The organism is Haemophilus sp. HMSC068C11, assembly GCF_001815355.1.
Taxonomy (GTDB): Bacteria; Pseudomonadota; Gammaproteobacteria; order Enterobacterales; family Pasteurellaceae; genus Haemophilus_D.
The window spans coordinates 88,536-113,959 of record NZ_KV820375.1 but is presented as its reverse complement, the minus strand read 5'-3'; the positions used below and the strand labels follow the sequence as shown (position 1 = coordinate 113,959).

Genomic DNA, 25,424 nt, shown 5'->3' with positions numbered 1-25,424 from the left:
ATTAGATTTCTTACCCGCTTGTGACAAAGTCAAAAAATGTTATCTCCATCACATTTTTTCTTGCTTAAAAATAAACACCGCCTAAAATGACCGCACTTTTTTGATTTTATAGGTTGATTATGGATTACGCTCAAGAGGCCATTAATTCGCTTTTATGGATAGTAAAAACACTAGCGATGACGGCTGTCGTGTTTAGCTTTGGTATTTTCTTATTAGTCCGTTTTACCCACTGGGGTAAACAATTTTGGCAATTTGCGGGTGGGTATCTTTCACCACGTCGAAGTATTAAACCTTTGCTATTTTTCTTATTAATTGTAGCGATGACATTAGTCAGTGTACGTATTAGCTTGGTCCATTCTGAGTGGTATAACAATATGTACACATCCTTGCAGGAATTTAATGAACCTGTGTTTTGGGATCAAATGGTGCTGTTTTGTGTGATTGCGACAAGCTCAGTGATTGCTGCATTGCTAAGTTATTATTTAGAGCAACGTTTTTCTATTGATTGGATCGAATGGTTGAATGGTCAGCTAGTCGATAAATGGATGAATAATCGCGCGTACTACAAAACGCAGTATGTTTCCGCTAACTTAGATAACCCCGATCAACGTATTCAACAAGATGTGCAATCCTATGTGCGAACCACGCTCTCTTTAAGTACTGGGGTGATAGATGCCGTCACCTCCATGATTTCTTATACGATCTTATTGTGGGGATTAGCGGGACCAATGATGGTATTTGGTACTGAAATTCCACGCATGATGGTGTTCTTGGTATTTGCTTATGTGATTATCACTACCGCGATTGCATTCCGTTTAGGGCGTCCGTTAATTATGCTGAATTTCGTCAACGAACGCTTAAACGCTAACTATCGTTATTCTTTAATTCGTATCAAAGAATATGCGGAAAGTGTGGCATTTTATGCGGGTGAGAAAGTTGAGAGCAGCCAACTTTATAAACAATTCGGTGCGGTGATCAATAACATGTGGGATATTGTTTATCGAACCTTAAAATTCTCTGGTTTTAACCTAGTAGTAAGCCAAGTTTCTGTTGTGTTCCCTTTGTTAATTCAAGTGGGGCGTTATTTTGAGAAACAAATTAAACTCGGCGATCTGATGCAAACGCTACAAGTATTTGGTAAGTTGCATTCAAATCTTTCGTTCTTCCGTAATTCTTACGATGGTTTTGCCGGATACAAAGCCACATTAGATCGTTTAACGGGCTTTAGTTATGCGATTGATATGGCAAATCGTCAATCTACTTCCCATTTACACGAACATGAAACTGACGTGATCTTTAAGGATTTGAGCATCAGTAATCCATTTGGAAAAACCTTAATTGAGAATTTAAATTTGACGTTGCCACAAGGTTCAACCCTATTAATTCAAGGTAATTCAGGCGTGGGTAAAACCACGTTGTTGAGAACTGTAGCAGGGCTTTGGGCGTATTCCGAAGGAGATGTATATTGTCCAGCTCACCAACTTTTCTTATCGCAAAAGCCTTATTTACCGCAAGGTAGTTTGTTAACGGCACTGGCTTATCCGAATGAAGAAAAGGACTTTAATCGTGATGAGATGATTGAGGTGTTAAAACAAGTGTCTTTAGGGCATTTACAAGATCGTTTAGATCTAGAGCAAGATTGGACACGAATTCTTTCGCTAGGTGAGCAACAACGTTTGGCTTTTGCTCGTTTGCTGTTACACAAACCGAAAGTCGCCTTTCTGGACGAAGCCACGGCGAGTATGGATGAAGGTTTAGAAGATTCGATGTATCGTCTGTTAAAAGAACGCTTACCTAATACAACGGTTATCAGTGTGGGGCATCGTTCAACCTTGCAGGCTTTCCATCAGCAACAATTGATGATTTTAGGTAACGGTAAGTGGCAATTCACCGATCGAAATCAGGCATAAAATACCACTAAAATTGACCGCACTTACCTTGTTAGAAAAAATAGCGAGGTAAGTGTAGAGGATCAAGGCAAAAAATCCTGTTATCAAGCTCGATTTTTTGGTACATTTAGCACAATTTTTTTCTATGCTCAGAAATGAGTGATTTTTCACCAAACTAATGACGGAATTCTTATGTTATTCAAAAAAATTCGTGGTTTATTTTCAAACGATCTTTCTATCGATCTAGGTACAGCAAATACATTAATTTACGTGAAAGGCCAAGGTATCGTACTTGATGAGCCTTCAGTAGTGGCAATTCGTCAAGACCGTATGGGCGCATACAAAAGCATTGCGGCAGTAGGTAAAGAAGCAAAACAAATGCTTGGTCGTACACCAAAAAGCATTGTAGCTATTCGTCCGATGAAAGATGGCGTAATTGCTGATTTCTCTGTAACTGAAAAAATGTTGCAATATTTTATTAAACAAGTACATAGTGGTAACTTTATGCGTCCAAGCCCACGCGTACTCGTTTGTGTACCGGCTGGTGCAACTCAAGTTGAACGTCGTGCAATTAAAGAATCAGCATTAGGTGCAGGTGCGCGTGAAGTCTATTTAATTGAAGAGCCAATGGCGGCAGCAATCGGCGCAAACTTGCCGGTTTCGACAGCGATCGGTTCAATGGTCATTGATATCGGTGGTGGTACCACTGAAGTGGCAGTGATTTCTTTAAACGGTATTGTGTACTCATCTTCGGTACGTATCGGTGGTGACCGTTTTGATGAAGCAATCATTTCTTATGTTCGTCGTACTTTTGGTTCTGTTATCGGTGAGCCAACTGCAGAGCGTATCAAGCACGAAATTGGTTCAGCTTACATTCAAGAAGGTGATGAAATTTTAGAAATGGAAGTGCACGGTCATAACCTTGCTGAAGGTGCGCCTCGCTCATTCAAACTAACCTCTCGTGATGTACAAGAAGCTCTTCAACAACCATTAAATGGTATTGTTGCAGCAGTACGCACAGCACTTGAAGAATGCCAACCAGAACACGCAGCAGATATTTTTGAACGCGGTATGGTGTTAACAGGTGGTGGTGCCTTATTACGCAACATTGATGTGTTGTTATCAAAAGAATGTGGTGTACCGGCAATCATCGCAGAAGAACCATTAACTTGCGTAGCTCGTGGTGGCGGTGAAGCAATCGAAATGATTGATATGCACGGCGGCGATATTTTTAGCGACGAAATTTAATCTCTAAAAGTGCGGTCAGAAAAATCGGCGTTTTTAATTCGTCTGATTTTTTGACCGCACTTTTCCTTTTAACCCTAGGACAGTGAATGAAACCCATTTTTGGTAAAGCACCACCATTAGGTATCCGACTAGCATTAGCGGTGATTGCTTCTATGACACTCATTTTAGTTGATGGACAAACTTCATCAATGACGAAGGCGCGCAGTGTCATGGAAACTGCCGTTGGAGGATTGTATTACCTTGCGAATGGGCCAAGAACAGTTCTAGATGGAGTATCAAGCAACTTGGTGGATACCAATAAGTTACTCATTGAAAATAAAGTATTGCGTGAGCAATTGCGTGAGAAAAATGCCGATCTTTTATTATTGGATCAACTTAAGGTAGAAAACCAACGTCTTCGTTTACTACTTAATTCGCCTTTACGCACCGATGAATACAAAAAAATTGCTGAAGTGCTCACCGCTGAAACCGATGTCTATCGTCAGCAAGTGGTGATCAATCAAGGGGAACGTGATGGGGCTTATGTCGGTCAGCCTGTTATTGATGAAAAAGGAATGATTGGTCAGATTATATCTGTGGGTGAGAACACCAGCCGAGTCTTGCTTTTAACGGATGTAACCCATTCTATACCAGTGCAAGTTTTACGTAATGATGTACGCGTGATCGCGAGTGGTACAGGACACTCTGATGAACTTACTTTAGATAATGTGCCTCGTTCCGTGGATATTGAAAAAGGCGATTTATTGGTGACTTCCGGTTTAGGCGGTCGCTTTGTAGAAGGCTATCCTGTGGCAGTCGTACAAAGTGTGTCTCGCGATGGTTCTAATTATTTTGCAACAGTGAAAGCAAAACCTTTAGCTGAATTAGATCGTTTACGTTATTTGCTTTTACTCTGGCCGAGCAATCTTGATATGTCGAAAGTGAAATCCATGTCACCAGAAGAAGTGCGTCGTTTAGTACAGCAACGTTTGGAAAGTCAAGCTCATGAAGCGACACATTCTGTGAGTAAAACCAAAATTACGGATGACCAAGCGGATAGCACTCAACCGCATACAGGAAAAGAAATCGTAGATCCTGAAATTCCAACCACAATGCCTCAACAAGAGGAACCGGTTTCTCCAGATCAACAAGAACATAGGGATGAAGACTAATGCAAGGGCGTTTTATTTTTCAATGGGCGACCATTTTATGCTTCTTTGTTGTAGCATTAGTGATGGAGTTAGCACCATGGCCAGCAGGCTTTCAAGCCTTTAAACCTTCTTGGTTGATTTTAGTCTTGCTTTACTGGACCCTTGCTTTACCTGATAGAGTAAGCATTGGTTGGGCGTTTTTACTCGGGGTTTTATGGGATATTGTGCTAGGCTCTATTCTAGGCGTGCATGCATTAGTGCTTTCTGTCGCCTTCTATTTTGTTTCCAAATATTACTTAATGTTGCGCAATCTTTCCCTTTGGTTTCAAAGTTTATTGGTCCTTCTTTTCGTTTTTGCCATTCGAGTGGCTATTTTCTTGGTTGAATTCTCGTTACATGGAGCATTCTTTAACTGGCAGGAAATCTTTGGTGCCATTGCATCAGGCGTATTATGGCCGTGGGTATTCTTATTGATGCGTACTGCACGTCGACGGGTCGGATTGCATTAATCATAAAAAAGCTGATGAAGAGGTTCATCAGCTTTTCTTTTTAGTTTTTACGACGGTAGTTTGTTTTTCTCGTCGTAATATTTCTCGTTTGAGGCGTAGGATTGCGTTTTAAACGATAAGGTTTTGGAATATCACTAATCAATGAATTCGGGTCATATTGACTGACGGGAATAGAATGACCAATGTATTCTTCAATTGCCGGTAAATTCATCGCATATTCTTCACAAGCAAAGCTGATAGACACACCACTTTCACCCGCTCGACCAGTACGGCCAATGCGGTGAACATAATCTTCTCGATCATCAGGTAAATCAAAGTTAAAGACGTGTGTCACATCTGAAATATGTAATCCACGCGCGGCCACATCGGTTGCGACGATAACATCGAGTTCACCATCGGTAAATTGTTTGAGCAATGAAAGACGTTTTTTCTGTGCTACATCACCCGTGAGTAATCCTACTCGATGACCATCTGCGGCTAAATAGCCCCAAATTTCTTCACATTTATGTTTAGTATTCGCAAAAACAATGCAACGCTCTGGCCATTCCTCTTCCATTAACGTGAGCAAGAGAGGAATTTTGTCTTCATTTGAGGGATAGAATAGTTCCTCTTTAATTCGATGCCCCGTTTTTTGTTCTGGTTCAATTTCAATGTATTCTGGGGAATTCATATCTTCAAAGGCAAGTTCACGCACTTTGTAAGAGAGCGTTGCAGAAAAGAGCATGGTGAGTCGTTCTTGCGGAGAAGGACATTTACGTAATAAATAACGAATATCACGAATGAAACCTAAATCAAACATACGATCCGCTTCGTCTAATACTACGACTTGGATATCATCTAAACGAATAATGCCTTGTTTCACATAGTCAATCACACGACCAGTGGTACCAATTAAAATATCCACACCTGCTTCAATCGCTTTAAGTTGTTTATCATAGCCATCACCACCATAAGCCAGTGCGGTTCGTAATCCACTTGTTTTCGCTAATAACTCAGCATCATGATTAATTTGTACAGCCAGTTCACGGGTTGGAGCAAGAATTAAAGCACGGGGTTGATTGGTAGCAAAATCAGGTTGATGCGTTAATAAATGATGAAATGTTGCCGTTAAAAATGCCATTGTTTTACCAGTGCCGGTTTGCGCTTGGCCAGCAACATCTTTTCCTTGTAAGGTAATAGGTAACGATAACGCTTGAATAGGGGTGCAATATTCAAATCCCTTGTCTTGTAGGGCTTTTTGTACGATAGGATGTAATGGAAGATCAGCAAACCGCTGCTGACTTAAATAATTTTCTTGCATAATAAATAACAGGTTCTCAGAAATAAATGGGGCTAAGGATACCACGAAGTTGGAAAAATATCCTTAAAAATAAAATGCTTATTAATAGGTTTAAGCTTGGGATTGAGAAGATTGGGTTCGTTCCCATTTTCTTGCAATATAGCTACAAGTTGGGTGCAATGTCAGCTTTTTAGCCTGGATAAAATGAATTAAGGCTTGATAGAGTTTGTCTGCCACACCTTGTCCACGAAGAGAATCATCAACAAACGTGTGATTAGCATTAATGGTGTCGGGTGTTTCATAAAAATAGGTGAGTTTCGCGATTTTCTTGCCTTGCTCATCGAGTAAGAAAAACTCTCCCTGTTTACCATTGTCGTGATGCTGAAGACTCATTTGATACTCCATTCATCACTGAGATTGGGATCCATGGCAAAATCAGCAGTATCACTTGGAATGGCTTTTTCTTCTGCAGCCCATTCGCCTAAATCAATGAGTTGGCAACGTTTGCTGCAAAAAGGGCGAAATTGACTTTCCTGTGTCCAAGGCACGGGCTTTTGGCATGTCGGGCAAGGGACTTCAAAAATTTCATCAGACATTTTTATTTCTCGATTCACTTAAATAAAATTGGTGCAATTCTAGCACTTTTTGTTTTAAGTGCGGTAAGTTTTCTGGCAATTTTGCATCATTTGAAATGATATCATCCGCCCATTTTAATCTTTCTTCTCGGCTGACTTGTGCATTCATAATAGCTTGAATTTGCTGAAGATTATTATGATCTCTCGATGATGCACGAGCAAGCTGAGTTTCGGGCTTAACATCGACAACAAGCACGCGATCGCAAAGCGTGGTGAGCTTGTTTTCAATAAGCAGTGGAACGACAAACAAGCTATAAGGAGCGGTCTGAGCATTTAACTGCGCTAACATTCTTTCGCGAATAGCAGGATGTAATAAATGATTGAGCCAGTTTTTTTCATTTTCGTCTGCAAATACTTTTTTTCGTAGCTCAGCTCGATTTAATTCTCCCTCTTCAGTCAGAATTAATTTTCCAAAGTGCTCAGCAATTTGACCAAGCAGCGGCGAGCCTTTTTCAACCACTTCTCTTGCCACAATATCTGCATCAACAATGGGAATACCAAGTTCAACAAAGAGATTTGCAATCGTGCTTTTTCCACTACCGATGCCGCCAGTGAGGCCCACAATATAAGTCATGATATTCCTTGCCCTTTGATTTAAGGGGAGGATGTTTTACATCTACCCCTTAAACACAATATTTTTCAATGTTGCCAATATATTACATTTATAGGCTTATTGCACTGGTGATGATTAAAGATAAGCAAAGAAAGGGCGCGAAAGGTAAAACGGGCTGACGAGAAATCCAATAGACTATGATGCCTAATAAACAGGCAATGAATAAGAAAAGTGGTAAGTATTCGATGTTGAGATAAGTGCCGATTCCTAAAGCGAGCCAATAATCGCCACGGCCTAACGCTTCCTTCTTATAAAACCATTTAGACAAATGGTAGATGATATAAAAAACACAGAAAAAACTAACCGCACTTTCTAAACTTTGAGAAATCGTCAGAATTGAAAATTCTTGATGTGCGCCGAATAGCCCTAGGAAAAATAAAAATAGGCAAGGTGTAGGTGAAATCAGTTGATAATGCCAGTCTATCCAACTGATAACAAAGATGAGACTAAGCGTAATCGCGAGCCATAAAGTAAATAATTCATCCTGAAGAAAATAATAGAGTGCAGCAAAACAGAGTCCAAACCCTAAAAAATAAAGGAAAATATGACCGCACTTTTGAGATTGAATGGCTGCTTTTTCGCTATGGAAAATGGGTCTGTTTTCAGAGTAAAGTTCGATATAGTTCTGATAAATTTCTTGTTGGAGATTAGGGATAAAATGATCAATATAAAGCCAAGCAAAGATGCCCGCTAAACCACCTAATAAGAAAAAGGCTAATATCATCATTGGATTACCGATCCCATATTGAAAATCGGCAGATACATACCCATCATAATAATACCAATTAAACTACCAATGATGAGCATCATTAAAGGTTCTAGCAGTTGAGAAAGTAAATCAATTTGATGATTGAGCTTTTCTTGATAGTTATCAGCAATATGGCGCAACATCAACGCAAGTTTTCCACTTTTCTCTCCAATTTGTAGCATTTGCTGCGCTTCTATTGGAAAAAGATGGCTACTGACACTTTCTGAAAATGGGTAACCTTGAGAAACCCACTGTAAAATTGACCGCACTTCTTGTTGTAGCAGAATATCACCTTTTAAGGTACGTTGTGTTTGCCAGGTTTGTTGTTTGGGTAGGAAGCTATTTAAGGCTGGCGTTAATGCCACTCCTGATTGAAGCATTAATTGCAGGTTATGGCTAAAACTGATTAAGCGAGAAAGGCAAATGATATTGCCCCAAATCGGCATGCGACTAATCAGCGCATTCTTTTTTTGATTTAACCAAAGAGAATGTTTTAATGCCATCTTCAGCATAAAAAGAGCGAAAATACAGATAATCATCAATGAAATAAAATGATGTTGTAGGAATTGAGACATGGCTAATAATACGGCAGTTAATGTAGGTAACTCAGCTGAGTTTTCGCCATACATTTCAGCAAATTGTGGTACAACGAAGAGTAATAAAATCAACGTAAGTGAAAGCGAAATACCTAATACCATGGCAGGATAAAGCATAATTTTTTGCAATTTGCGTTGAAGCGTTAATGATTGCGTTCGACGTTCTGCGATTTTAGTGCATACCTCCGCCAGTTTTCCTGTCATTTCTCCAACTTGAATAAGTTGAATCTCCTGAAAGTTTAAATACTTTCCTTGAATTTCCAAGCTTTGCGAAAACGGAAGACCACTTTCAATTAACTCAATTAAGACGCCAAGCCACTGATGCAATCCCAATTGCGTGCAGTTATCTTGCAAAATGTGCAATGCATTTTTTAATGGAATGGCAGAGCTGAGTAGTGTAGCTAACTGATTTAATAAAGCACTGATCTCAGCATTTTTAGGTTTCTGATTCAGTTGCCAATCTTGTTGCAAGCGAATGTGGCTAAAACCTTTTGCGATTAACTGGAATTGTGCAGCTTGTTTAGATTGGGCAACCAGACTGCCTTTTTGCCATTGTTGTCGCTGATCATAGGCTTGAAAATAAAAGAGTTTTTGCTTTGCCATAGTGATACCTATTTTTTACCTAACACGCGTTGAATTTCGGCGAGATCAGTGATGCGATCTTTCACTTTTTCTAACGCGCTTTGATAAAGTGAATCGAAATCAGTTTGGTAACGGTTGTTTTCGCATTGTAAAAATTGATATACCCCAATACGGCCTTGATACCCCTGATGGCAATCACAAGAATTACCAAAATGTTGACCGCACTTTAAGCAACGTTTGCGTACCAATCGTTGTGCGATAACTAATAAGAGACTGTTTTCAATTTCGTGAGATTGAATGCCTAATTGTTGCAAGCGTGAAATGGCTGAGATGGCATCATTGGTATGCAAGGTAGAAAGCACTAGATGACCTGTTTGAGCCGCTCTTAATGCCATCAATGCACTTTCTTCATCTCGAATTTCACCAAGCATAATAATGTCGGGATCTTGTCGTAAAAATGTACGAAGTAATCGGCTAAAATCTAAACCGATTTGCGGATTTACTTGAGTTTGAATAATGCCTTCTAATTCAATTTCAACGGGATCTTCTGCCGTCATAATATGTTTATCTGGCGTATTGAGCCATTGAAGTGCGGTATAAAGCGAGATACTTTTTCCGCTTCCCGTTGGTCCAGTCACCAGAATTAAACCTTGAGGTTGGCTGAGTGCATGTTGAAATTGATTTTGTTGGTTTTGTGTCATGCCAAGTTCAGCAAAACTTAATTGAACAGGTTTATTTTGTTGTAATCGTAATACCGCTTTTTCTCCCCAATGCGTGGGCAAGGTAGAAAGGCGGAAATCTAAAATATCGGAGAATGTGGTTTTGAATTGAAAGCGACCATCTTGTGGTAATCGAGTTTCACTGATATCCAGTTTGGCTAAGAGTTTTAAACGAGAAATTACACGATTAGCGAGTGCTTTACTGATTACTGGCTGTGGTTGGAGTACGCCATCAATACGTAAACGAATTAAGAGCCCATTTGGCTGAGTTTCTAAATGAATATCGGAGGCATTTTTTTGTAGGGCGGTTTCAAAAATACTGTTTAATAATTGAATAACAGGTTCATCTTCATGAGATAAATTAGCCGTGTTTTCATCTTCAGAATGATGATAAAACGTCGTTTGTTCTTCTATTTGATTGGCTTTAGGTGCAAGGGATTGTAAAAGTTGCTTGAGTTGAGTCGTTTCAAATAAAATCGGTTCAACCAATTTTCCACTTAAAAAAGCAAAGGTTTCACAAGCCGCAAGATTATTCAGCGAATCCACCGCAAGCCATAAATGGTGTTCGTCTTCTTTAAGAGGGAGCGCAAAGTAACGCAGCAGCAAAGCTTGTTGCTGTTGGTTTTGTTGCCAATATTGTGGCGAGATATGATAAATCTCGCCATTTTTTGCGACTGCTTGATAGGCCATGTTTCGCTATTTGGTAGGAGAGCAGAAACCCGCAGGGAATAAATCCGCATTGCTTGGGCAGGCGGTTGTCCAGGTAACACCTGATGAGGTTGAGCCTGTCGCCGTTAAAGAATAACTGATCCCATCCAATGCACCATTTCCTGTCACCGTAATCACACCTGATTTCGTGGTGATGGATTTGACATAGCCTTTTGCGGTAGTGATATCTGCTGCAATGCCATTTGAGCCACCTGAACAGTTTGTTGGGGCATTGGTGCTATAGATACATAGTTCCACATCAGATTTATAAGGTGCAGAAGCTTGTAACAATTCGGAGATAGCTGCTTTTTTGGTATAATTTTGATAAGACGGAATGGCGATCGTTGCGAGAATAGCAATAATCGCAATCACGATCATCAATTCAATTAACGTAAAACCTTTATGTAAAGGTTTAGAAAAAGTGAGTTTCATTAAATTAAATTTCCTTTTGGTTGAATAAAAAAATGCCAGGATTGGCTGCAACATTGTGTAAAAGGGAAAAATGAAAGTGAAACTGACCGCACTTCTTTTGCGATCTCGATCGTAAAAATAAAATTTAATCGCAGAAAAACAGATGAATAAGATAAAAAATGGCTGGTTAAGCCAGGCAAGAAAAGTGATTTCACCACATTTTGATGAACGTCCTGATGTAGAGGATATTTCATTACTCGTCATTCATTACATCAGTTTGCCGCCAGAACAATTTGGTGGTGGATATGTAGATGATTTTTTCCAAGGTAAACTCGATCCAACCATCCATCCCTATTTTGAGGAAATTTATCAATTTCGCGTGTCTGCCCATTGTTTAATTGAACGGGATGGCAAGGTGACACAGTACGTTAGTTTCAATGATAGAGCATGGCATGCGGGGCTTTCTTGCTTTGAAGGACGGGATAAATGTAATGATTTTGCGATTGGGATTGAGCTAGAGGGCAGTAATGAACAACCTTTTACAGCGGAGCAATACCAAGTGCTTGCTGCATTAACACGAGATATCATGCAAGCTTACCCGAAAATAACGCTCGATCGTATCGTTGGGCATTGCGATATTTCGCCTGGTCGTAAGATCGATCCAGGTCAATATTTTGAATGGGAACGCTATTTAGCGTTAGTCAAAAAAGGCTTGGATGAAAAATAACCACTAAAATTTTTACTTGAATGTGAATAAGATGATTTCTGTGAATAAGCGTTATCTTTATGAAATTAAAGATAAAATTTTTCATCAAAGCTCTATGGTAAAATGCTAAGAAGAGTTATGCAACAGTCACCATTTGCTCAATCACAATTTTATCCACAGAAATATTGAATAACTCACAGCTGTTATTTCTTCACCAAGCCAGGAATGTTTAAACTAAAAAATGGCTGAATTTTTGACCGCACTTTGATGAGAAAAAGTGCGGTCATTTTTTTTGGAAAATTTTTGATTAAAGGTTATGCAAAAATGAAAAAAATGAAGTGTGAAAAGCGGTTTTTAATTTTTATACACAGTTAAATTTAGACTATCCAAGTGTTACCCACAGAGTTATCCACAATAGGGTAAATATGCCCATTCAGTTGATAAAAAAGCGAATTTATGAAACAATCTGCAAATTATTTTTGTACAAAATTTAAGGTGAACGATAGTGATCGATTTTGATGGCTACCGTCCAAATGTAGGCATTGTCATTTGTAATCGCAAAGGGCAGGTGCTTTGGGCTAAACGATACGGGCAGAATTCGTGGCAATTCCCGCAAGGTGGAATTAACGATAATGAAAGTGCCGAACAAGCCATGTATCGTGAATTATATGAAGAGGTTGGTTTGCAACCCAAAGATGTGAAGGTGCTTTACGCGTCTAAACATTGGTTGCGTTATAAGCTGCCGAAAAGATTGCTGCGTTATGACAGCAAACCCGTGTGTATTGGGCAAAAACAACGTTGGTTTTTGTTGCAATTAGTGGGGGATGAAAAAAATATTAATATGAACACAACAAAATCACCAGAATTTGATGGTTGGCGTTGGGTAAGTTTTTGGTATCCCGTACGTCAGGTTGTGTCCTTTAAGAAAGATGTTTATCGCAAAGCGATGAAAGAGTTTGCCCAAGTGATGTTTGGCAACGAAAAAACATTGCTTGAAAATTCGCAAGAGCATGAGACAAATAAACCTTATCATGCGCCGCGTAAAAATGGTTCTTCTAAATATCAAAAACGTTCGTTTTATAAATCAAGGGGGCAATAATGCTCACTTTTATTTTACTTTGTTTGCTTGTCGGGTCTGTGGTTGGTTTTCTTGCGGGATTATTTGGCATTGGTGGTGGGTTAATTATCGTCCCTACCTTGGTTTATTTATTGCCGATGGTAGGCGTACCTGAACCCTTGCTGATGTCTACCGCATTAGGGACTTCATTTGCAACCATTGTGATTACTGGATTTTCTTCTGCACAGCGTCATCATAAACTAGGTAATATAGTCTGGAGTGCCGTGAAAGTATTGGCACCGATGGTGATGATCTCGGTCTTTATCTCTGGTTTGTTTATTGGCAAACTTGATCGTGATGTATCAGCCAAAATCTTTGCCTGTTTAGTCGTATATTTAGCGGCAAAAATGGTGATTTCTATTAAGAAAAACACAGGGAAAACCAAACCTTTAACAACACAAGCATCTGTTATCGGTGGTATTTTAATTGGGATGGCATCAAGTGCAGCAGGCGTTGGCGGTGGTGGTTTTATCGTGCCATTTTTAAATTCCCGCGGGATTGATATGAAAAAATCTATCGGTTCTTCTGCATTCTGTGGGGCACTTCTTGGTTTATCAGGCATGTTTAGCTTTATGGTGAGTGGTTGGGGTAATCCTTCCATGCCAGATTATTCCCTAGGTTATGTTTATTTGCCTGCCGTGCTTGGTATTACGGGCACTTCATTCTTCACTTCTAAACTAGGGGCAACAGCAACCTCCAAACTCCCTGTCCCAACCTTGAAAAAAGGCTTTGCCTTGCTATTAATTGCGATCGCAGTTGATATGTTTATTAAATAAGGAATGTTATGAATTCAGAATTTTTGATGCTTCCGCATTTTGATCCGACTATTTTCACTTTTGGTAATAGCAATATAGGGTTGCGTTGGTATGGTTTAATGTATTTATTAGGCTTTATCTTTGCTCGTTGGCTAGCGGTTCGTCGTGCCAATCAACCAAATAGTGGTTGGACAGTCGATCAAGTGGATACGTTACTTTTTAATGGCTTTATGGGCGTGTTCTTAGGTGGTCGCATTGGGGATGTTTTCTTCTATAATTTCGATCATTTTGTACAAGATCCGCTGTATTTATTTCATGTTTGGGAAGGGGGAATGTCATTCCATGGTGGATTAATTGGGGTGATTATCTCAATGATTTGGACCTCTTATTCTCAAAAAAGAAGCTTTTGGCAAACGGCAGATTTTGTGGCGCCCTTGATTCCATTTGGCTTAGGGATGGGACGAATTGGTAATTTCATCAATTTAGAACTTTGGGGACGAGAAACAGATGTCCCTTGGGCCATGATTTTCCCAAATGATCCATTGTTATTACCTCGCCATCCTTCACAGCTTTATGAGGCGTTCTTAGAAGGTTTCGTGCTGTTTATTATTCTGAATGTCTTTATTAAAAAGCCTCGTCCTGTAGGTTCGGTAGCAGGATTATTCCTTGTTGGTTACGGGATTTTCCGTTTTATCGTTGAATATGTCCGTGAGCCTGAAGTGGAATCTTTCTTAGGCATCATGACTCGTGGACAAGCGCTTTGTTTGCCGATGATTATTGGCGGTGGGTTAATTATGGCATGGGCATACAATCGCTCTAAAAGTGCGGTTCATCAGTAAGGAGTTTTTATGAAACAATATTTAGATCTTTGCCGACGTATTGTAAATGAAGGTGAGTGGGTTGCTAATGAGCGTACTGGTAAGCGTTGCCTTACAGTGATTAATGCGGATTTAGAATATGATGTTGCTAATAATCAATTCCCCTTAATTACCACGCGAAAAAGCTATTGGAAAGCGGCAATTGCGGAGTTTTTAGGCTATATCCGTGGTTATGATAATGCGGCAGATTTCCGTAAACTTGGCACCAAAACATGGGATGCCAATGCCAATGAAAATGCCGCTTGGCTTGCCAATCCACACCGTAAAGGCACCGATGATATGGGCCGCGTCTATGGTGTGCAAGGTAGAGCATGGCGTAAACCGAATGGCGAAACCATCGATCAACTTCGTAAAATTGTGAATAATTTAAGTCGAGGTATCGATGACCGCGGTGAGATCCTGACTTTCTTTAATCCGGGTGAATTTGATCTGGGTTGTTTGCGTCCTTGCATGCACACACACACCTTCTCCTTAGTGGGCGATACATTGCACTTAACTAGCTATCAGCGTTCTTGTGATGTGCCACTTGGCTTAAATTTCAATCAAATTCAAGTTTTTACTTTCCTTGCATTAATGGCGCAAATTACTGGCAATAAACCGGGTAAGGCATATCATAAAATTGTAAATGCGCATATTTATGAAGACCAACTTGAGTTAATGCGTGATGTGCAATTAAAACGTGAACCATTCCCGTCACCACAATTAGAAATTAATCCTGATATTAAAACTCTTGAAGATCTTGAGACTTGGGTAACGATGGATGATTTCAAGGTGGTGGGTTATCAATCTCACGAACCAATCAAATATCCTTTCTCTGTTTAGGCATTCAAAGTGCGGTCAGATTTAGATGAGAAATTTATGCAACACGCTCTGATGCTTGCCGATCGTGCAGAAGCGCTCGGTGAGATTCCTGTCGGGGCAGTGTTGGTGGATGATGAAGGAAATATTCTCGGTGAAGGCTGGAATTTATCTATCATTGAAAATGATCCAACCGCTCACGCTGAAATTGTCGCATTGCGTAACGCAGCGCAAAATATTCAAAATTATCGTCTACTCAATACCACACTCTATGTCACACTAGAACCTTGTACGATGTGTGCCGGCGCGATTTTACATAGCCGTATTAAACGATTAGTCTTCGGTGCATCAGATTATAAAACCGGGGCAGTAGGTTCTCGCTTTCATTTCTTTGATGATTATAAAATGAATCATACGTTAGAAATTACGTCTGGCGTGCTCGCAGAAAAGTGCGGTCAGAAATTGAGTGATTTTTTCAAAAAAAGACGAGAGCAGAAAAAAGAAGAAAAGCGGGAAAAGAGTCTCCCGCTTGATGTTGAGTCGCAATCTTAAACTTGCCAATCAATTTCACTTAAACCATTTTGTTTTAAATATTCGTTAGTTTTAGAAAAATGATGACATCCTAGAAAACCACGATGTGCCGAAAGTGGAGAAGGGTGCGGTGCGGTTAAAACATAATGACGATTGCGATCAATAAATTGCCCTTTTTTCTGCGCATGACTTCCCCAAAGTAAAAATACGACTTTTTCACGATGTTCATTAAGTGCTGCAATCACTTGATCTGTAAAAACTTCCCAACCAAATTTAGCGTGTGAATGAGCCATGCCACGTTCTACGGTCAGCACGGTGTTAAGCAGCAGTACACCTTGCTCTGCCCATTTCACTAAGTAGCCATGATTTGGCATTTTAAAACCTGGAATGTCGTTAGCCAATTCTTTGTACATATTCAGTAGAGAAGGGGGAATTGCAACCTCAGGTTTCACCGAAAAAGCTAAACCGTGCGCTTGATTTGGGCCATGATAGGGATCCTGTCCTAAAATGACGACTTTTACCTCATCAAATGCCGTATATTTAAAGGCATTAAACACTTCGTCTTGCGGTGGGTAAATGGTTTTCCCCGCGAGTCGCTCTTGATGGACTTGTTGTAGAATGTGTTTAAAGTAAGGTTTTTCTTTCTCTTGACCGATAACATCTGTCCAGGTTTTCATTCTGTATTTCCTTATTGGATAAGCTTGAGCACATTATAAATGAAATTGCTTAGAAAGGCTTTATCTGAGAGTTGTGTTAATATTTTGTTAAGAGCGAGGATGTATTGAGGCCTTGCTGTGGCTGAAACTTTAATCTAGATCAATTTTTAAAAATTAGTCAGAAAAAAGAACCTGTTTTAGGTCAAAATTAATTGAATTCTTCAAATAGTTTGATAAAATTTGCACAGTTTAATAAATATACAACCGCCAAATTAGGAGGCACTTTATGATCAAAGGTATTCAAATTACTCAAGCAGCAAATGACAATCTTTTAAACTCATTCTGGTTATTAGACAGCGAAAAAAACGAAGCTCGTTGTTTATGTGCAAAAGCTGAATTTGCAGAAGACCAAGTAGTAGCAGTGAGCGAATTAGGCCAAATCGAATACCGTGAATTACCGGTAAACGTAGCACCAACAGTTAAAGTTGAAGGTGGTCAACACTTAAACGTAAACGTATTACGTCGTGAAACGTTAGAAGATGCAGTAAACAACCCGGATAAATACCCGCAATTAACTATCCGTGTTTCTGGTTACGCAGTACGTTTCAACTCTTTAACACCAGAACAACAACGCGACGTTATTACTCGTACTTTCACGGAAAGCCTATAATTTCAGTTTGAATGAAAAAAGAAACCCCGAAGTAATTCGGGGTTTTGTTTTATCTAAAAGGTTTGAAAATTTGACCGCACTTTTCCCTTTCATCCCTAGCGATTTCCACGCTTTTCAGGTACAATCCGCCAGTTAAATTTAATGATTTTTGAGAAAACTAATCTATTTATGAAGAATATTCGCAACTTTTCTATTATTGCCCATATTGACCACGGTAAATCGACCCTTTCTGACCGATTAATTCAGACCTGTGGCGGTCTTTCAGATCGTGAAATGGAAGCGCAGGTATTGGATTCCATGGATCTTGAGCGTGAGCGCGGTATTACCATTAAAGCGCAAAGTGTAACCTTAAATTATCAAGCGAAGGACGGTGAAACTTACCAATTAAACTTTATCGATACGCCAGGACACGTGGACTTCTCTTATGAAGTATCTCGTTCTCTTGCGGCTTGTGAAGGGGCATTGTTAGTTGTGGATGCAGGACAAGGCGTAGAAGCTCAAACCCTGGCGAACTGTTATACCGCCATTGAAATGGATTTAGAAGTGGTACCGATCTTAAACAAAATCGATTTACCGGCCGCAGATCCTGAACGTGTTGCAGAAGAAATTGAAGATATCGTTGGTATTGATGCGATGGAAGCGGTACGTTGTTCGGCGAAAACCGGTGTGGGTATTGAAGATGTATTAGAAGAAATTGTTGCGAAAATTCCTGCGCCAGAAGGTGATCCTGATGCACCGTTACAAGCCTTGATTATTGACTCTTGGTTCGATAACTATTTAGGTGTGGTGTCATTGGTTCGTATTAAGAATGGTGTGTTGCGTAAAGGTGACAAAATCAAAGTAATGTCCACCGGGCAAGCTTACAACGTCGATCGTCTAGGTATTTTCACGCCAAAACAAGTGGATACGACTGTATTAAATACCGGCGAAGTAGGTTGGGTTGTTTGTGCGATTAAAGATATTTTAGGGGCACCAGTAGGGGATACCTTAACGCATCAACACAATCCAGCAAGCCATGTATTGCCAGGTTTTAAGAAAGTAAAACCGCAGGTTTATGCTGGTTTATTCCCTGTTAGCTCTGACGATTATGAGGCTTTCCGTGATGCGCTAGGAAAATTAAGCTTAAACGATGCATCGCTGTTCTATGAGCCTGAAAACTCAACGGCTTTAGGTTTTGGTTTCCGTTGTGGCTTCTTGGGGCTTTTACACATGGAGATCATTCAAGAGCGTTTAGAACGTGAATATGATCTTGATTTGATTACCACAGCACCAACTGTAATTTATGAAGTTGAAATGACCAATGGTGAAGTGGTTTATGTGGATAGTCCATCAAAACTGCCACCATTAAATAATATTGCGGAAATTCGTGAGCCAATTGCAGAGTGTAATATGCTCGTGCCACAAGAATTCTTAGGAAATGTCATCACCCTTTGTGTGGAAAAACGTGGTGTACAAACCAATATGGTGTATCACGGTAACCAAATTGCGTTAACCTATGAAATTCCAATGGGCGAAGTAGTCTTAGATTTCTTTGACCGCTTGAAATCAACATCACGTGGTTATGCGTCTTTGGATTATGGTTTCAAACGTTTCCAAGCAGCAGACATGGTGCGCGTGGATATCATGATCAATGGTGATCGTGTTGATGCGTTAGCATTAATTGTTCATAAGGATAATGCCCCTTATCGTGGTCGTGAATTAGTTGAAAAAATGCGTGAACTGATTCCACGTCAACAATTTGATATCGCGATCCAAGCCGCGATTGGCAACCACATTATTGCGCGTTCAACGGTAAAACAATTGCGTAAAAACGTATTAGCAAAATGTTATGGTGGTGACGTGAGCCGTAAGAAAAAACTCTTACAGAAACAGAAAGAAGGTAAAAAACGAATGAAATCTTTAGGTAACGTGGAAGTACCGCAAGAAGCGTTTTTAGCGATCTTACATGTTGGTAAAGATAAATAGGAAAGTAGAGCAATGTCGAATGTATTTTTTATTCTGTTGTTAGCCGTAGGCTTTGCTGGTTGGAAAGCGTTAGATTATTTCCAACTGCCTAACACATTCAGTATTTTATTGCTGATTTTAACCGCACTTTCCGGCATTTTATGGTGTTATCACCGCTTTGCCGTGATGCCGAGACGTCGTCGTCAAATTGCACGGGCAGAACAACGTTCAGGCAAAGCATTAACGGACGAAGAAAAAGCGAAAATTGAGCCAATTTCAGAAGGCTCAGAATTTATTTCTTCGCTTTTCCCTGTGTTATCCGTGGTATTCCTTGTGCGTTCATTTATTTTTGAACCATTCCAAATTCCATCAGGATCAATGGAAGCGACGTTACGCGTAGGGGATTTCCTCGTTGTTAATAAATATACTTATGGTATTAAAGACCCCATTTTCCAAAATACGATTATTGAAGGTAATAAACCAGAACGTGGTGATGTGATCGTGTTTAAAGCGCCGGAACAAGCGTTACTTCGTACAAGCTTAGGGGCAACGCGAGCCGCTTATGCTGAAAATCTTGCATTAACATCTAAAAACAATATGTCTGGTGTAGATTACATTAAACGTATTGTAGGGAAAGGCGGAGACCGCATTATCCTTGATGTTGAAAAAAGTGCTTTAACATTGGTTTATGGCAAAGATGGCAAACCTTGCGAAATAGATTGCCAAACTAAAGCGTTTGAATATAAACAAGAACCCACAAATCCAGCATTCCCAACGCAAGTGGAATATTTGGAAATCGGTGACGTGACACATAGTATTTTAGTGGAGCCAATGCGCCGTTATTCGGGGATTGAATTCTATCCACAAGAAGGCTTACCTACTGCAGAATGGATTGTGCCAGAAGGGCAATATTTTGTGATGGGAGATAACCGTGATCATAGTGATGACAGCCGTTTTTGGGGATTTGTACCAGAAAAAAATATCGTGGGTAAAGCCACTTATATTTGGATGAGTTTAGAAAAAGAACCAAATGAGTGGCCTACAGGCTTCCGTTTAGACCGTTTCTTTACAAAAATTAATTAATATGAATCATTTAGATCGACTAGAACGAAAAATTGGTTATCAATTTTCCGATCTAAAAAATTTAAAATTGGCACTGACACACCGCAGTGCCTCCACTCAACATAATGAACGCCTAGAATTTCTAGGTGATTCGATTCTCAATTATGTCATTGCTGATGCGCTTTATCATCAATTCCCTCGTTGTAATGAAGGTGAACTTAGCAGAATGCGTGCCACATTAGTCCGTGAGCCCACCTTGGCGATGATTGCCCGCAATTTTGAGCTTGGGGATTATATGTCCTTAGGTTCAGGTGAATTGAAAAGTGGGGGCTTTCGTCGTGAATCGATTTTGGCCGATTGTGTTGAAGCGGTAATTGGCGCAATGGCATTAGATTCAAGCTTTGATAAAGCAGCAGATATTGTGCGTAGCTGGTATAAAACTTTACTCGCCGAAATTAAACCGGGTGATAACCAAAAAGATGCCAAAACGCGCTTGCAAGAGTATTTACAAGGTAAGCATTTTGCCTTACCAACCTATGAAGTAATCAAAATTGAAGGCGAAGCCCATTGCCAAACCTTCACCGTAGAATGTACAGTAAAAAATGTACCCAATATTGACCGCACTTTTATTGCGAAAGGTTCTAGCCGCCGTAAAGCAGAACAAGCGGCCGCAGAACAAATCTTAAAAACATTGGAAATTAAATGACCGAATTAAATCAAGAACAAGAGACCTATTGTGGCTTTATCGCTATCGTAGGTCGCCCAAATGTAGGGAAATCTACTCTGTTAAATAAAATTTTGGGACAAAAAATCTCGATTACTTCCCGCAAGGCGCAAACCACGCGTCACCGTATTGTGGGAATTAAAACGGAAGGCATCTACCAAGAAATTTATGTAGATACGCCAGGACTTCATATTGAAGAAAAACGCACGATTAATCGTTTAATGAACCGTGCTGCAAGCTCGGCAATCGGGGATGTGGATCTCATTATTTTTGTTGTGGATGGTACACATTGGAATGCCGATGATGAAATGGTGTTAAACAAATTACGTAATGCCAAGGCGCCTGTCGTACTCGCCATCAACAAAGTTGATAACATCAAGAATAAAGATGATTTATTGCCATTTATTACAGATTTAGGCAGTAAGTTTAACTTTGCTCATATTGTGCCGATATCTGCGCAACGAGGTAATAATGTCCATCAATTAGAGAAAATTGTTCGTCAATCATTACGTAAAGGTGTTCATCACTTCCCTGAAGATTATGTAACGGATCGTTCACAGCGCTTTATGGCGTCAGAAATTATCCGTGAAAAATTAATGCGTTTCACAGGGGAAGAGCTACCTTATTCGGTAACAGTTGAAATTGAACAATTTAAAGTAAATGAGCGTGGTACTTATGAAATCAATGGCTTGATTTTAGTTGAGCGCGAAGGTCAAAAGAAAATGGTGATTGGGGCTCAAGGGCAAAAAATTAAAACCATTGGTATGGAAGCTCGCGCTGATATGGAACGCTTATTTGATAATAAAGTACACCTTGAACTTTGGGTTAAAGTGAAGTCTGGTTGGGCAGACGATGAACGCGCCTTAAGAAGTCTAGGTTATATGGATGAATAAAAACTTGAGTAATACTCTATACTATTCTATTATTAGCGAAATTTTTATGTTTACTAATAAAAACAAGGAGATGGTAGATGAGTATCTATGCCTTAAAACCCAAATTTCAGAATTTACTTCGGCCTTTAGTTAGGCAATTAGCAGCAAAAGGCGTAACAGCAAATCAAGTTACGCTAATTGCTTGCTTACTTTCAATTTTATTAGGTGTGGTTCTCGCACTATTCCCGACATTTTCCACTCTTTTCTTCCTTATTCCTATTTGGTTGTTTTTGCGTATGGCGCTGAATGCTGTTGATGGCATGTTAGCACGTGAATTCAATCAAAAAAGTCGATTAGGGGGGTATCTTAATGAAATTACTGATGTAGTCTCTGATGCAGCACTTTACCTTCCTTTTGCTTTTGTCGCGCCTTTTGATGGTATTCAAATCTCATGTATTATTTGGCTTGCCGCGTTGAGTGAGTTATGCGGCATTTTAGGGCAAGTTCAAGGCAAAACGCGTCGCTATGATGGCCCAATGGGTAAAAGTGATCGTGCATTCGTATTTGGTGTGATCGGTTTACTTTATGCAGTGAATGGTAGCTTGCATTCACTTTTCTGGTGGGTAGCCAATATCGTCATTATCTTGCTCATTGTGACTTGTATTAAGCGAGTAAAAAATGGTTTAGCCGAAGTGACGGAATAATAGGAGCAAATATGTTTGCGAGATTAATCGATTTTTTATTGTGTCGTTTTGCTTCTTTTATTACAGGCGTTCGACCACAAGCCGCAATTGCGGAACAATCTTCAGAAGGGCATCGTGTCTATTTTGCCAATCATAATAGTCATGGGGATTTTATCTTACTTTGGATTTCATTGCCTTATGAAGTAAGAAAACAAACTCGCCCTGTTGCAGGCAAAGATTATTGGACGAAAGGCGCAATTCGTCGCTTTTTAGCCTATAAAGTATTTAATATGTTACTGATTGAACGTAATAGCCAAGATCCAAAAGCTGCCATACGACAAATGAGTGAAGCATTAGTCAATGACTCCCTGATTATTTTTCCTGAAGGAACTCGTAAGGTGGATGATGATTTACCACTTCAGCCGTTTAAAAGTGGGTTGTTTTATTTAGCAAAAGAAAATTCTGATTGTGAGTTTGTACCCGTTTGGATTAGTAATATGAATAATGTTTTACCAAAAGGCTTTATTTTACCGATACCATTGTTATGTGATCTTTATGTGGGCGAGCCATTAAAGATTGGGACAGATGAAACTAAAGAGGTGTTTCTGACACGTGCTCAATCGGCATTATTAAGTTTAAACGTCAGTGAAAAAGGCAAATCTTAGGAGCAAATGATGACAGAAATATGGCAACTCTTCGGTGGTTTATTTATCGCTTTAATTTTTGCTTCCTCAGTGGGATATATTTTAAAACGCAGATCGGGTGTGGATACACCGAATAGCGTTATTGATAACCTGAATGCACGCATCAATGCTTGGTGGGTGATGATTGGGATTATCTTTATTGCGAGTTTATTGGGCTTTTATGGCGTAATTGGGCTCTTTTTGATTATTTCATTTATGGGATTGCGTGAGTTTCTTTCTCTATTGAATATTCGTCGAGGCGATCATCTTGCGCTAGCCGCTTGTTTTTATGTGATCTTGCCATTGCAATATTTTTTAGTCGCCATTGATTGGTTTAGCATGTTCACCATTTTCATTCCCGTATATGGCTTCTTATTTTTACCTATTCTGTCGGCATTACTCGGCGATCCGGCGCATTTCTTAGATCGTTCAACGAAAATTCAGTGGGCATTGATGATTAGTGTATTCTGTATTTCACATATCCCCGCTTTATTGACCCTTGATATCTCTGGTTATGAAGGAAAAAATCTTTTATTAATGATCTTCTTAATCTTGGTAGTACAGTCTAGCGATGTGTTACAATACGTTTGGGGTAAACTTTTCGGTAAACGCAAAATTGCGCCAACCTTATCGCCATCTAAAACGGTAGAAGGGTTTGTTGGTGGGGTATTAAGCGCAAGTTTATTAGGGATGTTGCTTCATTGGATGACACCATTTAATGCATGGCAAGCCTTTTTAATGAGTCTGTTAATTTGCTTAATGGGATTCTTAGGGGGACTTGTGATGTCAGCAATGAAACGCAGTATGGGCGTGAAAGACTGGGGGAATATGATCAGTGGCCATGGCGGGATTTTAGACCGAATGGATTCACTGTGTTTCTCCGCACCTATTTTCTTCCATGTGGTGCGCTATTTCTGGGCATAGTTATAAATCATGAAATAAAAAAAGAGCGGTTAATTAACCGCTCTTTTTTATTATTGACGATAAGTCTCTAAGAATCGTGCCAATTTGCCAATTGCCTCTTCTAATTGGCCGGTATAAGGAAGTGTTACCACTCGGAAGTGATCCGGTGAATGCCAATTAAAGCCTTTACCATGCACGAGAAGTACTTTCTCTTTACGTAATAAATCGAGCACAAATTTTTCATCACTATGAATGTTGAATTTTTGGATATCGAGTTTCGGGAACATATACATCGCTCCCATTGGTTTTACGCAGCTAATACCCGGGATTTGAGTCAGTAACTCATAGGCTTTATTGCGTTGTTCCAGCAAACGACCGCCCGGTTGAACAAATTCATTAATACTTTGATAGCCACCTAATGCGGTTTGAATGGCGTGTTGCATTGGTACGTTTGCACATAAACGCATAGACGCCAACATATCCAAGCCTTCAATATAGCCTTTAGCATGTTGTTTTGGCCCATTTAAAATCATCCAACCTTGACGGAAACCCGCAACACGATACGCTTTTGATAAACCATTGAATGTAATGGTTAATACATCTGGTGCAAGAGCAGCAATATGATGGTGGATAGCACCGTCGTAGAGAATCTTGTCATAAATTTCATCAGCAAAAATAATCAGATTATTTTCACGTGCAACTTGGATAATTTCTTCGAGTAACGCTTTGCTATAAACCGCACCTGTCGGGTTGTTCGGGTTGATTACTACGATAGCTTTGGTTTTGGCATTGACTTTCGCGCGAATATCATCAATAGCAGGGAACCAACCCGCTTCTTCATCACATAAATAATGTACTGCTTTTCCGCCCGCTAACGTCACAGCCGCGGTCCATAATGGATAGTCAGGCATTGGGACCAATACTTCATCACCATCATTGAGAAGTGCTTGCATGGACATGGTAATCAATTCAGATACACCATTTCCGATGTACACATCGTTTACTGTCGCATCATGAATACCTTTCGATTGATAGTATTGCACGATAGCCTTACGTGCCGAATATAACCCTTTGGAATCGCAATAACCTTGTGCAGAGGGTAAGTTGCGGATGACATCGACTAAAATTTCATCTGGCGCTTCAAAACCAAATGGGGCAGGGTTGCCGATATTAAGTTTTAAAATTTTATTGCCTTCTTCTTCTAGGCGTAAAGCTTCTTTGTGAACCGGTCCACGAATATCGTAGCAAACGTGTTCTAATTTGTCTGATTTCGGAAAAGATCTCATTAGTAACATCCTATGATAATTAGATTTTCATTCAAAAATTGTGTCTAATTTACGCTTAAATTCTTATCTTGAAAAGATTTAATAAAAAA

At 39.7% G+C, this 25,424-nt stretch carries 28 protein-coding genes; 18 read left to right on the top strand and 10 right to left on the bottom strand.

Translation table 11 applies throughout. The features are described from left to right. Window positions 1–119: 119 nt before the first annotated feature. The 4 genes from HMPREF3020_RS07605 (at window position 120) to mreD (ending at window position 4,776) form a co-directional block, all read left to right on the top strand. A complete protein-coding gene (locus tag HMPREF3020_RS07605) occupies window positions 120–1,910 on the top strand; it encodes an ABC transporter ATP-binding protein/permease (protein WP_070776086.1) in 1,791 nt (596 codons plus the stop codon). A 171-nt stretch (window positions 1,911–2,081) separates the two neighbouring features. Continuing rightward, complete coding sequence (locus HMPREF3020_RS07600; protein ID WP_014064069.1) at window positions 2,082–3,137, top strand: rod shape-determining protein; 1,056 nt, start codon at window positions 2,082–2,084, stop codon at window positions 3,135–3,137. Between the two features lie 86 nt (window positions 3,138–3,223). Then, on the top strand, window positions 3,224–4,288 hold the full coding sequence (gene mreC / locus HMPREF3020_RS07595; RefSeq protein ID WP_049372834.1) for a rod shape-determining protein MreC: 1,065 nt from the start codon (window positions 3,224–3,226) through the stop codon (window positions 4,286–4,288). Then, window positions 4,288–4,776, top strand: coding sequence for a rod shape-determining protein MreD (gene mreD / locus HMPREF3020_RS07590; protein ID WP_049364929.1), 489 nt, complete (start codon window positions 4,288–4,290; stop codon window positions 4,774–4,776). Before mreC ends, mreD begins: the two co-directional genes overlap by 1 nt. Window positions 4,777–4,816: 40 nt before the next feature. On the opposite strand, the gene rhlB is transcribed toward mreD, so the two are convergent. The 8 genes from rhlB to HMPREF3020_RS07550 form a co-directional block, all read right to left on the bottom strand. Further along, window positions 4,817–6,076, bottom strand: coding sequence for an ATP-dependent RNA helicase RhlB (gene rhlB / locus HMPREF3020_RS07585; RefSeq protein ID WP_070776274.1), 1,260 nt, complete (start codon window positions 6,074–6,076; stop codon window positions 4,817–4,819). 90 nt (window positions 6,077–6,166) lie between these two features. After that, on the bottom strand, window positions 6,167–6,448 hold the full coding sequence (locus HMPREF3020_RS07580; protein WP_049357723.1) for a GNAT family N-acetyltransferase: 282 nt from the start codon (window positions 6,446–6,448) through the stop codon (window positions 6,167–6,169). Further along, window positions 6,445–6,651, bottom strand: coding sequence for a DNA gyrase inhibitor YacG (gene yacG / locus HMPREF3020_RS07575; protein WP_005695505.1), 207 nt, complete (start codon window positions 6,649–6,651; stop codon window positions 6,445–6,447). The genes HMPREF3020_RS07580 and yacG overlap by 4 nt, the downstream gene beginning before the upstream one ends. Further along, window positions 6,644–7,264, bottom strand: coding sequence for a dephospho-CoA kinase (gene coaE, locus HMPREF3020_RS07570; RefSeq protein WP_070776085.1), 621 nt, complete (start codon window positions 7,262–7,264; stop codon window positions 6,644–6,646). Before coaE ends, yacG begins: the two co-directional genes overlap by 8 nt. 88 nt (window positions 7,265–7,352) lie before the next feature. Further along, the gene (locus tag HMPREF3020_RS07565) at window positions 7,353–8,030 is read right to left on the bottom strand and encodes a prepilin peptidase (RefSeq protein WP_070776084.1); all 678 of its coding nucleotides are present in this window, start codon (window positions 8,028–8,030) and stop codon (window positions 7,353–7,355) included. Next, window positions 8,027–9,250, bottom strand: coding sequence for a type II secretion system F family protein (locus tag HMPREF3020_RS07560; RefSeq protein ID WP_070776083.1), 1,224 nt, complete (start codon window positions 9,248–9,250; stop codon window positions 8,027–8,029). Before HMPREF3020_RS07560 ends, HMPREF3020_RS07565 begins: the two co-directional genes overlap by 4 nt. Before the next feature lie 8 nt (window positions 9,251–9,258). Continuing rightward, window positions 9,259–10,638 carry a GspE/PulE family protein gene (locus tag HMPREF3020_RS07555; protein WP_070776082.1) on the bottom strand — a complete coding sequence of 460 codons (1,380 nt, stop codon included), beginning with the start codon at window positions 10,636–10,638 and terminating at the stop codon, window positions 9,259–9,261. A gap of 6 nt (window positions 10,639–10,644) precedes the next feature. Further along, complete coding sequence (locus HMPREF3020_RS07550; RefSeq protein ID WP_070776081.1) at window positions 10,645–11,088, bottom strand: prepilin-type N-terminal cleavage/methylation domain-containing protein; 444 nt, start codon at window positions 11,086–11,088, stop codon at window positions 10,645–10,647. A gap of 142 nt (window positions 11,089–11,230) precedes the next feature. On the opposite strand from HMPREF3020_RS07550, the gene ampD reads away from it, so the two are divergent. From ampD to tadA, 6 genes are all read left to right on the top strand, one after another. Then, window positions 11,231–11,794 (top strand): 1,6-anhydro-N-acetylmuramyl-L-alanine amidase AmpD, encoded by a 564-nt coding sequence (gene ampD / locus HMPREF3020_RS07545; RefSeq protein ID WP_049371639.1) that lies wholly within the window; start codon window positions 11,231–11,233, stop codon window positions 11,792–11,794. 484 nt (window positions 11,795–12,278) lie between these two features. Then, window positions 12,279–12,872: an RNA pyrophosphohydrolase gene (gene rppH / locus HMPREF3020_RS07540; protein WP_049384519.1), complete on the top strand. Its 594-nt coding sequence runs from the start codon at window positions 12,279–12,281 to the stop codon at window positions 12,870–12,872. Further along, on the top strand, window positions 12,872–13,666 hold the full coding sequence (locus HMPREF3020_RS07535) for a sulfite exporter TauE/SafE family protein (protein WP_070776080.1): 795 nt from the start codon (window positions 12,872–12,874) through the stop codon (window positions 13,664–13,666). The genes rppH and HMPREF3020_RS07535 overlap by 1 nt, the downstream gene beginning before the upstream one ends. Window positions 13,667–13,674: 8 nt before the next feature. Then, window positions 13,675–14,484, top strand: a complete 810-nt coding sequence (lgt, locus tag HMPREF3020_RS07530) for a prolipoprotein diacylglyceryl transferase (protein ID WP_070776079.1) — start codon at window positions 13,675–13,677, stop codon at window positions 14,482–14,484. Between the two features lie 9 nt (window positions 14,485–14,493). Then, a complete protein-coding gene (locus tag HMPREF3020_RS07525; RefSeq protein ID WP_049364941.1) occupies window positions 14,494–15,345 on the top strand; it encodes a thymidylate synthase in 852 nt (283 codons plus the stop codon). A gap of 9 nt (window positions 15,346–15,354) precedes the next feature. Continuing rightward, window positions 15,355–15,873, top strand: a complete 519-nt coding sequence (tadA, locus tag HMPREF3020_RS07520) for a tRNA adenosine(34) deaminase TadA (RefSeq protein ID WP_143422670.1) — start codon at window positions 15,355–15,357, stop codon at window positions 15,871–15,873. On the opposite strand, the gene ung is transcribed toward tadA, so the two are convergent. After that, window positions 15,870–16,544, bottom strand: a complete 675-nt coding sequence (ung, locus tag HMPREF3020_RS07515) for a uracil-DNA glycosylase (protein WP_257282558.1) — start codon at window positions 16,542–16,544, stop codon at window positions 15,870–15,872. The two genes, tadA and ung, sit on opposite strands and share 4 nt — an antisense overlap. A 250-nt stretch (window positions 16,545–16,794) precedes the next feature. On the opposite strand from ung, the gene grcA reads away from it, so the two are divergent. The 8 genes from grcA to HMPREF3020_RS07475 all read left to right on the top strand — a co-directional run bounded on the left by grcA (window position 16,795) and on the right by HMPREF3020_RS07475 (window position 24,070). Then, complete coding sequence (grcA, locus tag HMPREF3020_RS07510) at window positions 16,795–17,178, top strand: autonomous glycyl radical cofactor GrcA (protein WP_005697846.1); 384 nt, start codon at window positions 16,795–16,797, stop codon at window positions 17,176–17,178. Between the two features lie 168 nt (window positions 17,179–17,346). Further along, window positions 17,347–19,143: a translation elongation factor 4 gene (gene lepA / locus HMPREF3020_RS07505; RefSeq protein WP_049362389.1), complete on the top strand. Its 1,797-nt coding sequence runs from the start codon at window positions 17,347–17,349 to the stop codon at window positions 19,141–19,143. Between the two features lie 12 nt (window positions 19,144–19,155). Further along, window positions 19,156–20,205 (top strand): signal peptidase I, encoded by a 1,050-nt coding sequence (lepB, locus tag HMPREF3020_RS07500; protein ID WP_070776078.1) that lies wholly within the window; start codon window positions 19,156–19,158, stop codon window positions 20,203–20,205. A gap of 1 nt (window position 20,206) precedes the next feature. Further along, window positions 20,207–20,890 (top strand): ribonuclease III, encoded by a 684-nt coding sequence (gene rnc / locus HMPREF3020_RS07495; RefSeq protein ID WP_005699979.1) that lies wholly within the window; start codon window positions 20,207–20,209, stop codon window positions 20,888–20,890. Continuing rightward, window positions 20,887–21,801, top strand: a complete 915-nt coding sequence (era, locus tag HMPREF3020_RS07490) for a GTPase Era (RefSeq protein ID WP_070776077.1) — start codon at window positions 20,887–20,889, stop codon at window positions 21,799–21,801. The genes rnc and era overlap by 4 nt, the downstream gene beginning before the upstream one ends. Window positions 21,802–21,878: 77 nt before the next feature. Then, entirely contained in the window at window positions 21,879–22,484 is a 606-nt protein-coding gene (locus HMPREF3020_RS07485) for a CDP-alcohol phosphatidyltransferase family protein (RefSeq protein ID WP_070776076.1), read from the top strand. 11 nt (window positions 22,485–22,495) lie between these two features. Next, window positions 22,496–23,128, top strand: a complete 633-nt coding sequence (locus HMPREF3020_RS07480) for a lysophospholipid acyltransferase family protein (RefSeq protein WP_070776075.1) — start codon at window positions 22,496–22,498, stop codon at window positions 23,126–23,128. A gap of 9 nt (window positions 23,129–23,137) precedes the next feature. Beyond that, window positions 23,138–24,070, top strand: a complete 933-nt coding sequence (locus HMPREF3020_RS07475; protein ID WP_180363119.1) for a phosphatidate cytidylyltransferase — start codon at window positions 23,138–23,140, stop codon at window positions 24,068–24,070. Window positions 24,071–24,120: 50 nt separating this feature from the next. Here the strand turns inward: HMPREF3020_RS07475 and HMPREF3020_RS07470 are convergent, their stop codons facing one another. Then, entirely contained in the window at window positions 24,121–25,335 is a 1,215-nt protein-coding gene (locus HMPREF3020_RS07470; protein WP_070776073.1) for a pyridoxal phosphate-dependent aminotransferase, read from the bottom strand. Window positions 25,336–25,424: the final 89 nt, after the last annotated feature.

Excerpts from the sequence above, each read along its gene's own strand:
- HMPREF3020_RS07605 (WP_070776086.1), top strand. The coding sequence starts at position 120 with ATGGATTACGCTCAAGAGGCCATTAATTCGCTTTTATGGATAGTAAAA.
- HMPREF3020_RS07600 (WP_014064069.1), top strand. The coding sequence starts at position 2,082 with ATGTTATTCAAAAAAATTCGTGGTTTATTTTCAAACGATCTTTCTATC.
- mreC (WP_049372834.1), top strand. The coding sequence starts at position 3,224 with ATGAAACCCATTTTTGGTAAAGCACCACCATTAGGTATCCGACTAGCA.
- mreD (WP_049364929.1), top strand. The coding sequence starts at position 4,288 with ATGCAAGGGCGTTTTATTTTTCAATGGGCGACCATTTTATGCTTCTTT.
- rhlB (WP_070776274.1), bottom strand. The coding sequence starts at position 6,076 with ATGCAAGAAAATTATTTAAGTCAGCAGCGGTTTGCTGATCTTCCATTA.
- HMPREF3020_RS07580 (WP_049357723.1), bottom strand. The coding sequence starts at position 6,448 with ATGAGTCTTCAGCATCACGACAATGGTAAACAGGGAGAGTTTTTCTTA.
- yacG (WP_005695505.1), bottom strand. The coding sequence starts at position 6,651 with ATGTCTGATGAAATTTTTGAAGTCCCTTGCCCGACATGCCAAAAGCCC.
- coaE (WP_070776085.1), bottom strand. The coding sequence starts at position 7,264 with ATGACTTATATTGTGGGCCTCACTGGCGGCATCGGTAGTGGAAAAAGC.
- HMPREF3020_RS07565 (WP_070776084.1), bottom strand. The coding sequence starts at position 8,030 with ATGATGATATTAGCCTTTTTCTTATTAGGTGGTTTAGCGGGCATCTTT.
- HMPREF3020_RS07560 (WP_070776083.1), bottom strand. The coding sequence starts at position 9,250 with ATGGCAAAGCAAAAACTCTTTTATTTTCAAGCCTATGATCAGCGACAA.
- HMPREF3020_RS07555 (WP_070776082.1), bottom strand. The coding sequence starts at position 10,638 with ATGGCCTATCAAGCAGTCGCAAAAAATGGCGAGATTTATCATATCTCG.
- HMPREF3020_RS07550 (WP_070776081.1), bottom strand. The coding sequence starts at position 11,088 with ATGAAACTCACTTTTTCTAAACCTTTACATAAAGGTTTTACGTTAATT.
- ampD (WP_049371639.1), top strand. The coding sequence starts at position 11,231 with ATGAATAAGATAAAAAATGGCTGGTTAAGCCAGGCAAGAAAAGTGATT.
- HMPREF3020_RS07535 (WP_070776080.1), top strand. The coding sequence starts at position 12,872 with ATGCTCACTTTTATTTTACTTTGTTTGCTTGTCGGGTCTGTGGTTGGT.
- lgt (WP_070776079.1), top strand. The coding sequence starts at position 13,675 with ATGAATTCAGAATTTTTGATGCTTCCGCATTTTGATCCGACTATTTTC.
- HMPREF3020_RS07525 (WP_049364941.1), top strand. The coding sequence starts at position 14,494 with ATGAAACAATATTTAGATCTTTGCCGACGTATTGTAAATGAAGGTGAG.
- grcA (WP_005697846.1), top strand. The coding sequence starts at position 16,795 with ATGATCAAAGGTATTCAAATTACTCAAGCAGCAAATGACAATCTTTTA.
- lepA (WP_049362389.1), top strand. The coding sequence starts at position 17,347 with ATGAAGAATATTCGCAACTTTTCTATTATTGCCCATATTGACCACGGT.
- lepB (WP_070776078.1), top strand. The coding sequence starts at position 19,156 with ATGTCGAATGTATTTTTTATTCTGTTGTTAGCCGTAGGCTTTGCTGGT.
- rnc (WP_005699979.1), top strand. The coding sequence starts at position 20,207 with ATGAATCATTTAGATCGACTAGAACGAAAAATTGGTTATCAATTTTCC.
- era (WP_070776077.1), top strand. The coding sequence starts at position 20,887 with ATGACCGAATTAAATCAAGAACAAGAGACCTATTGTGGCTTTATCGCT.
- HMPREF3020_RS07485 (WP_070776076.1), top strand. The coding sequence starts at position 21,879 with ATGAGTATCTATGCCTTAAAACCCAAATTTCAGAATTTACTTCGGCCT.
- HMPREF3020_RS07480 (WP_070776075.1), top strand. The coding sequence starts at position 22,496 with ATGTTTGCGAGATTAATCGATTTTTTATTGTGTCGTTTTGCTTCTTTT.
- HMPREF3020_RS07475 (WP_180363119.1), top strand. The coding sequence starts at position 23,138 with ATGACAGAAATATGGCAACTCTTCGGTGGTTTATTTATCGCTTTAATT.
- HMPREF3020_RS07470 (WP_070776073.1), bottom strand. The coding sequence starts at position 25,335 with ATGAGATCTTTTCCGAAATCAGACAAATTAGAACACGTTTGCTACGAT.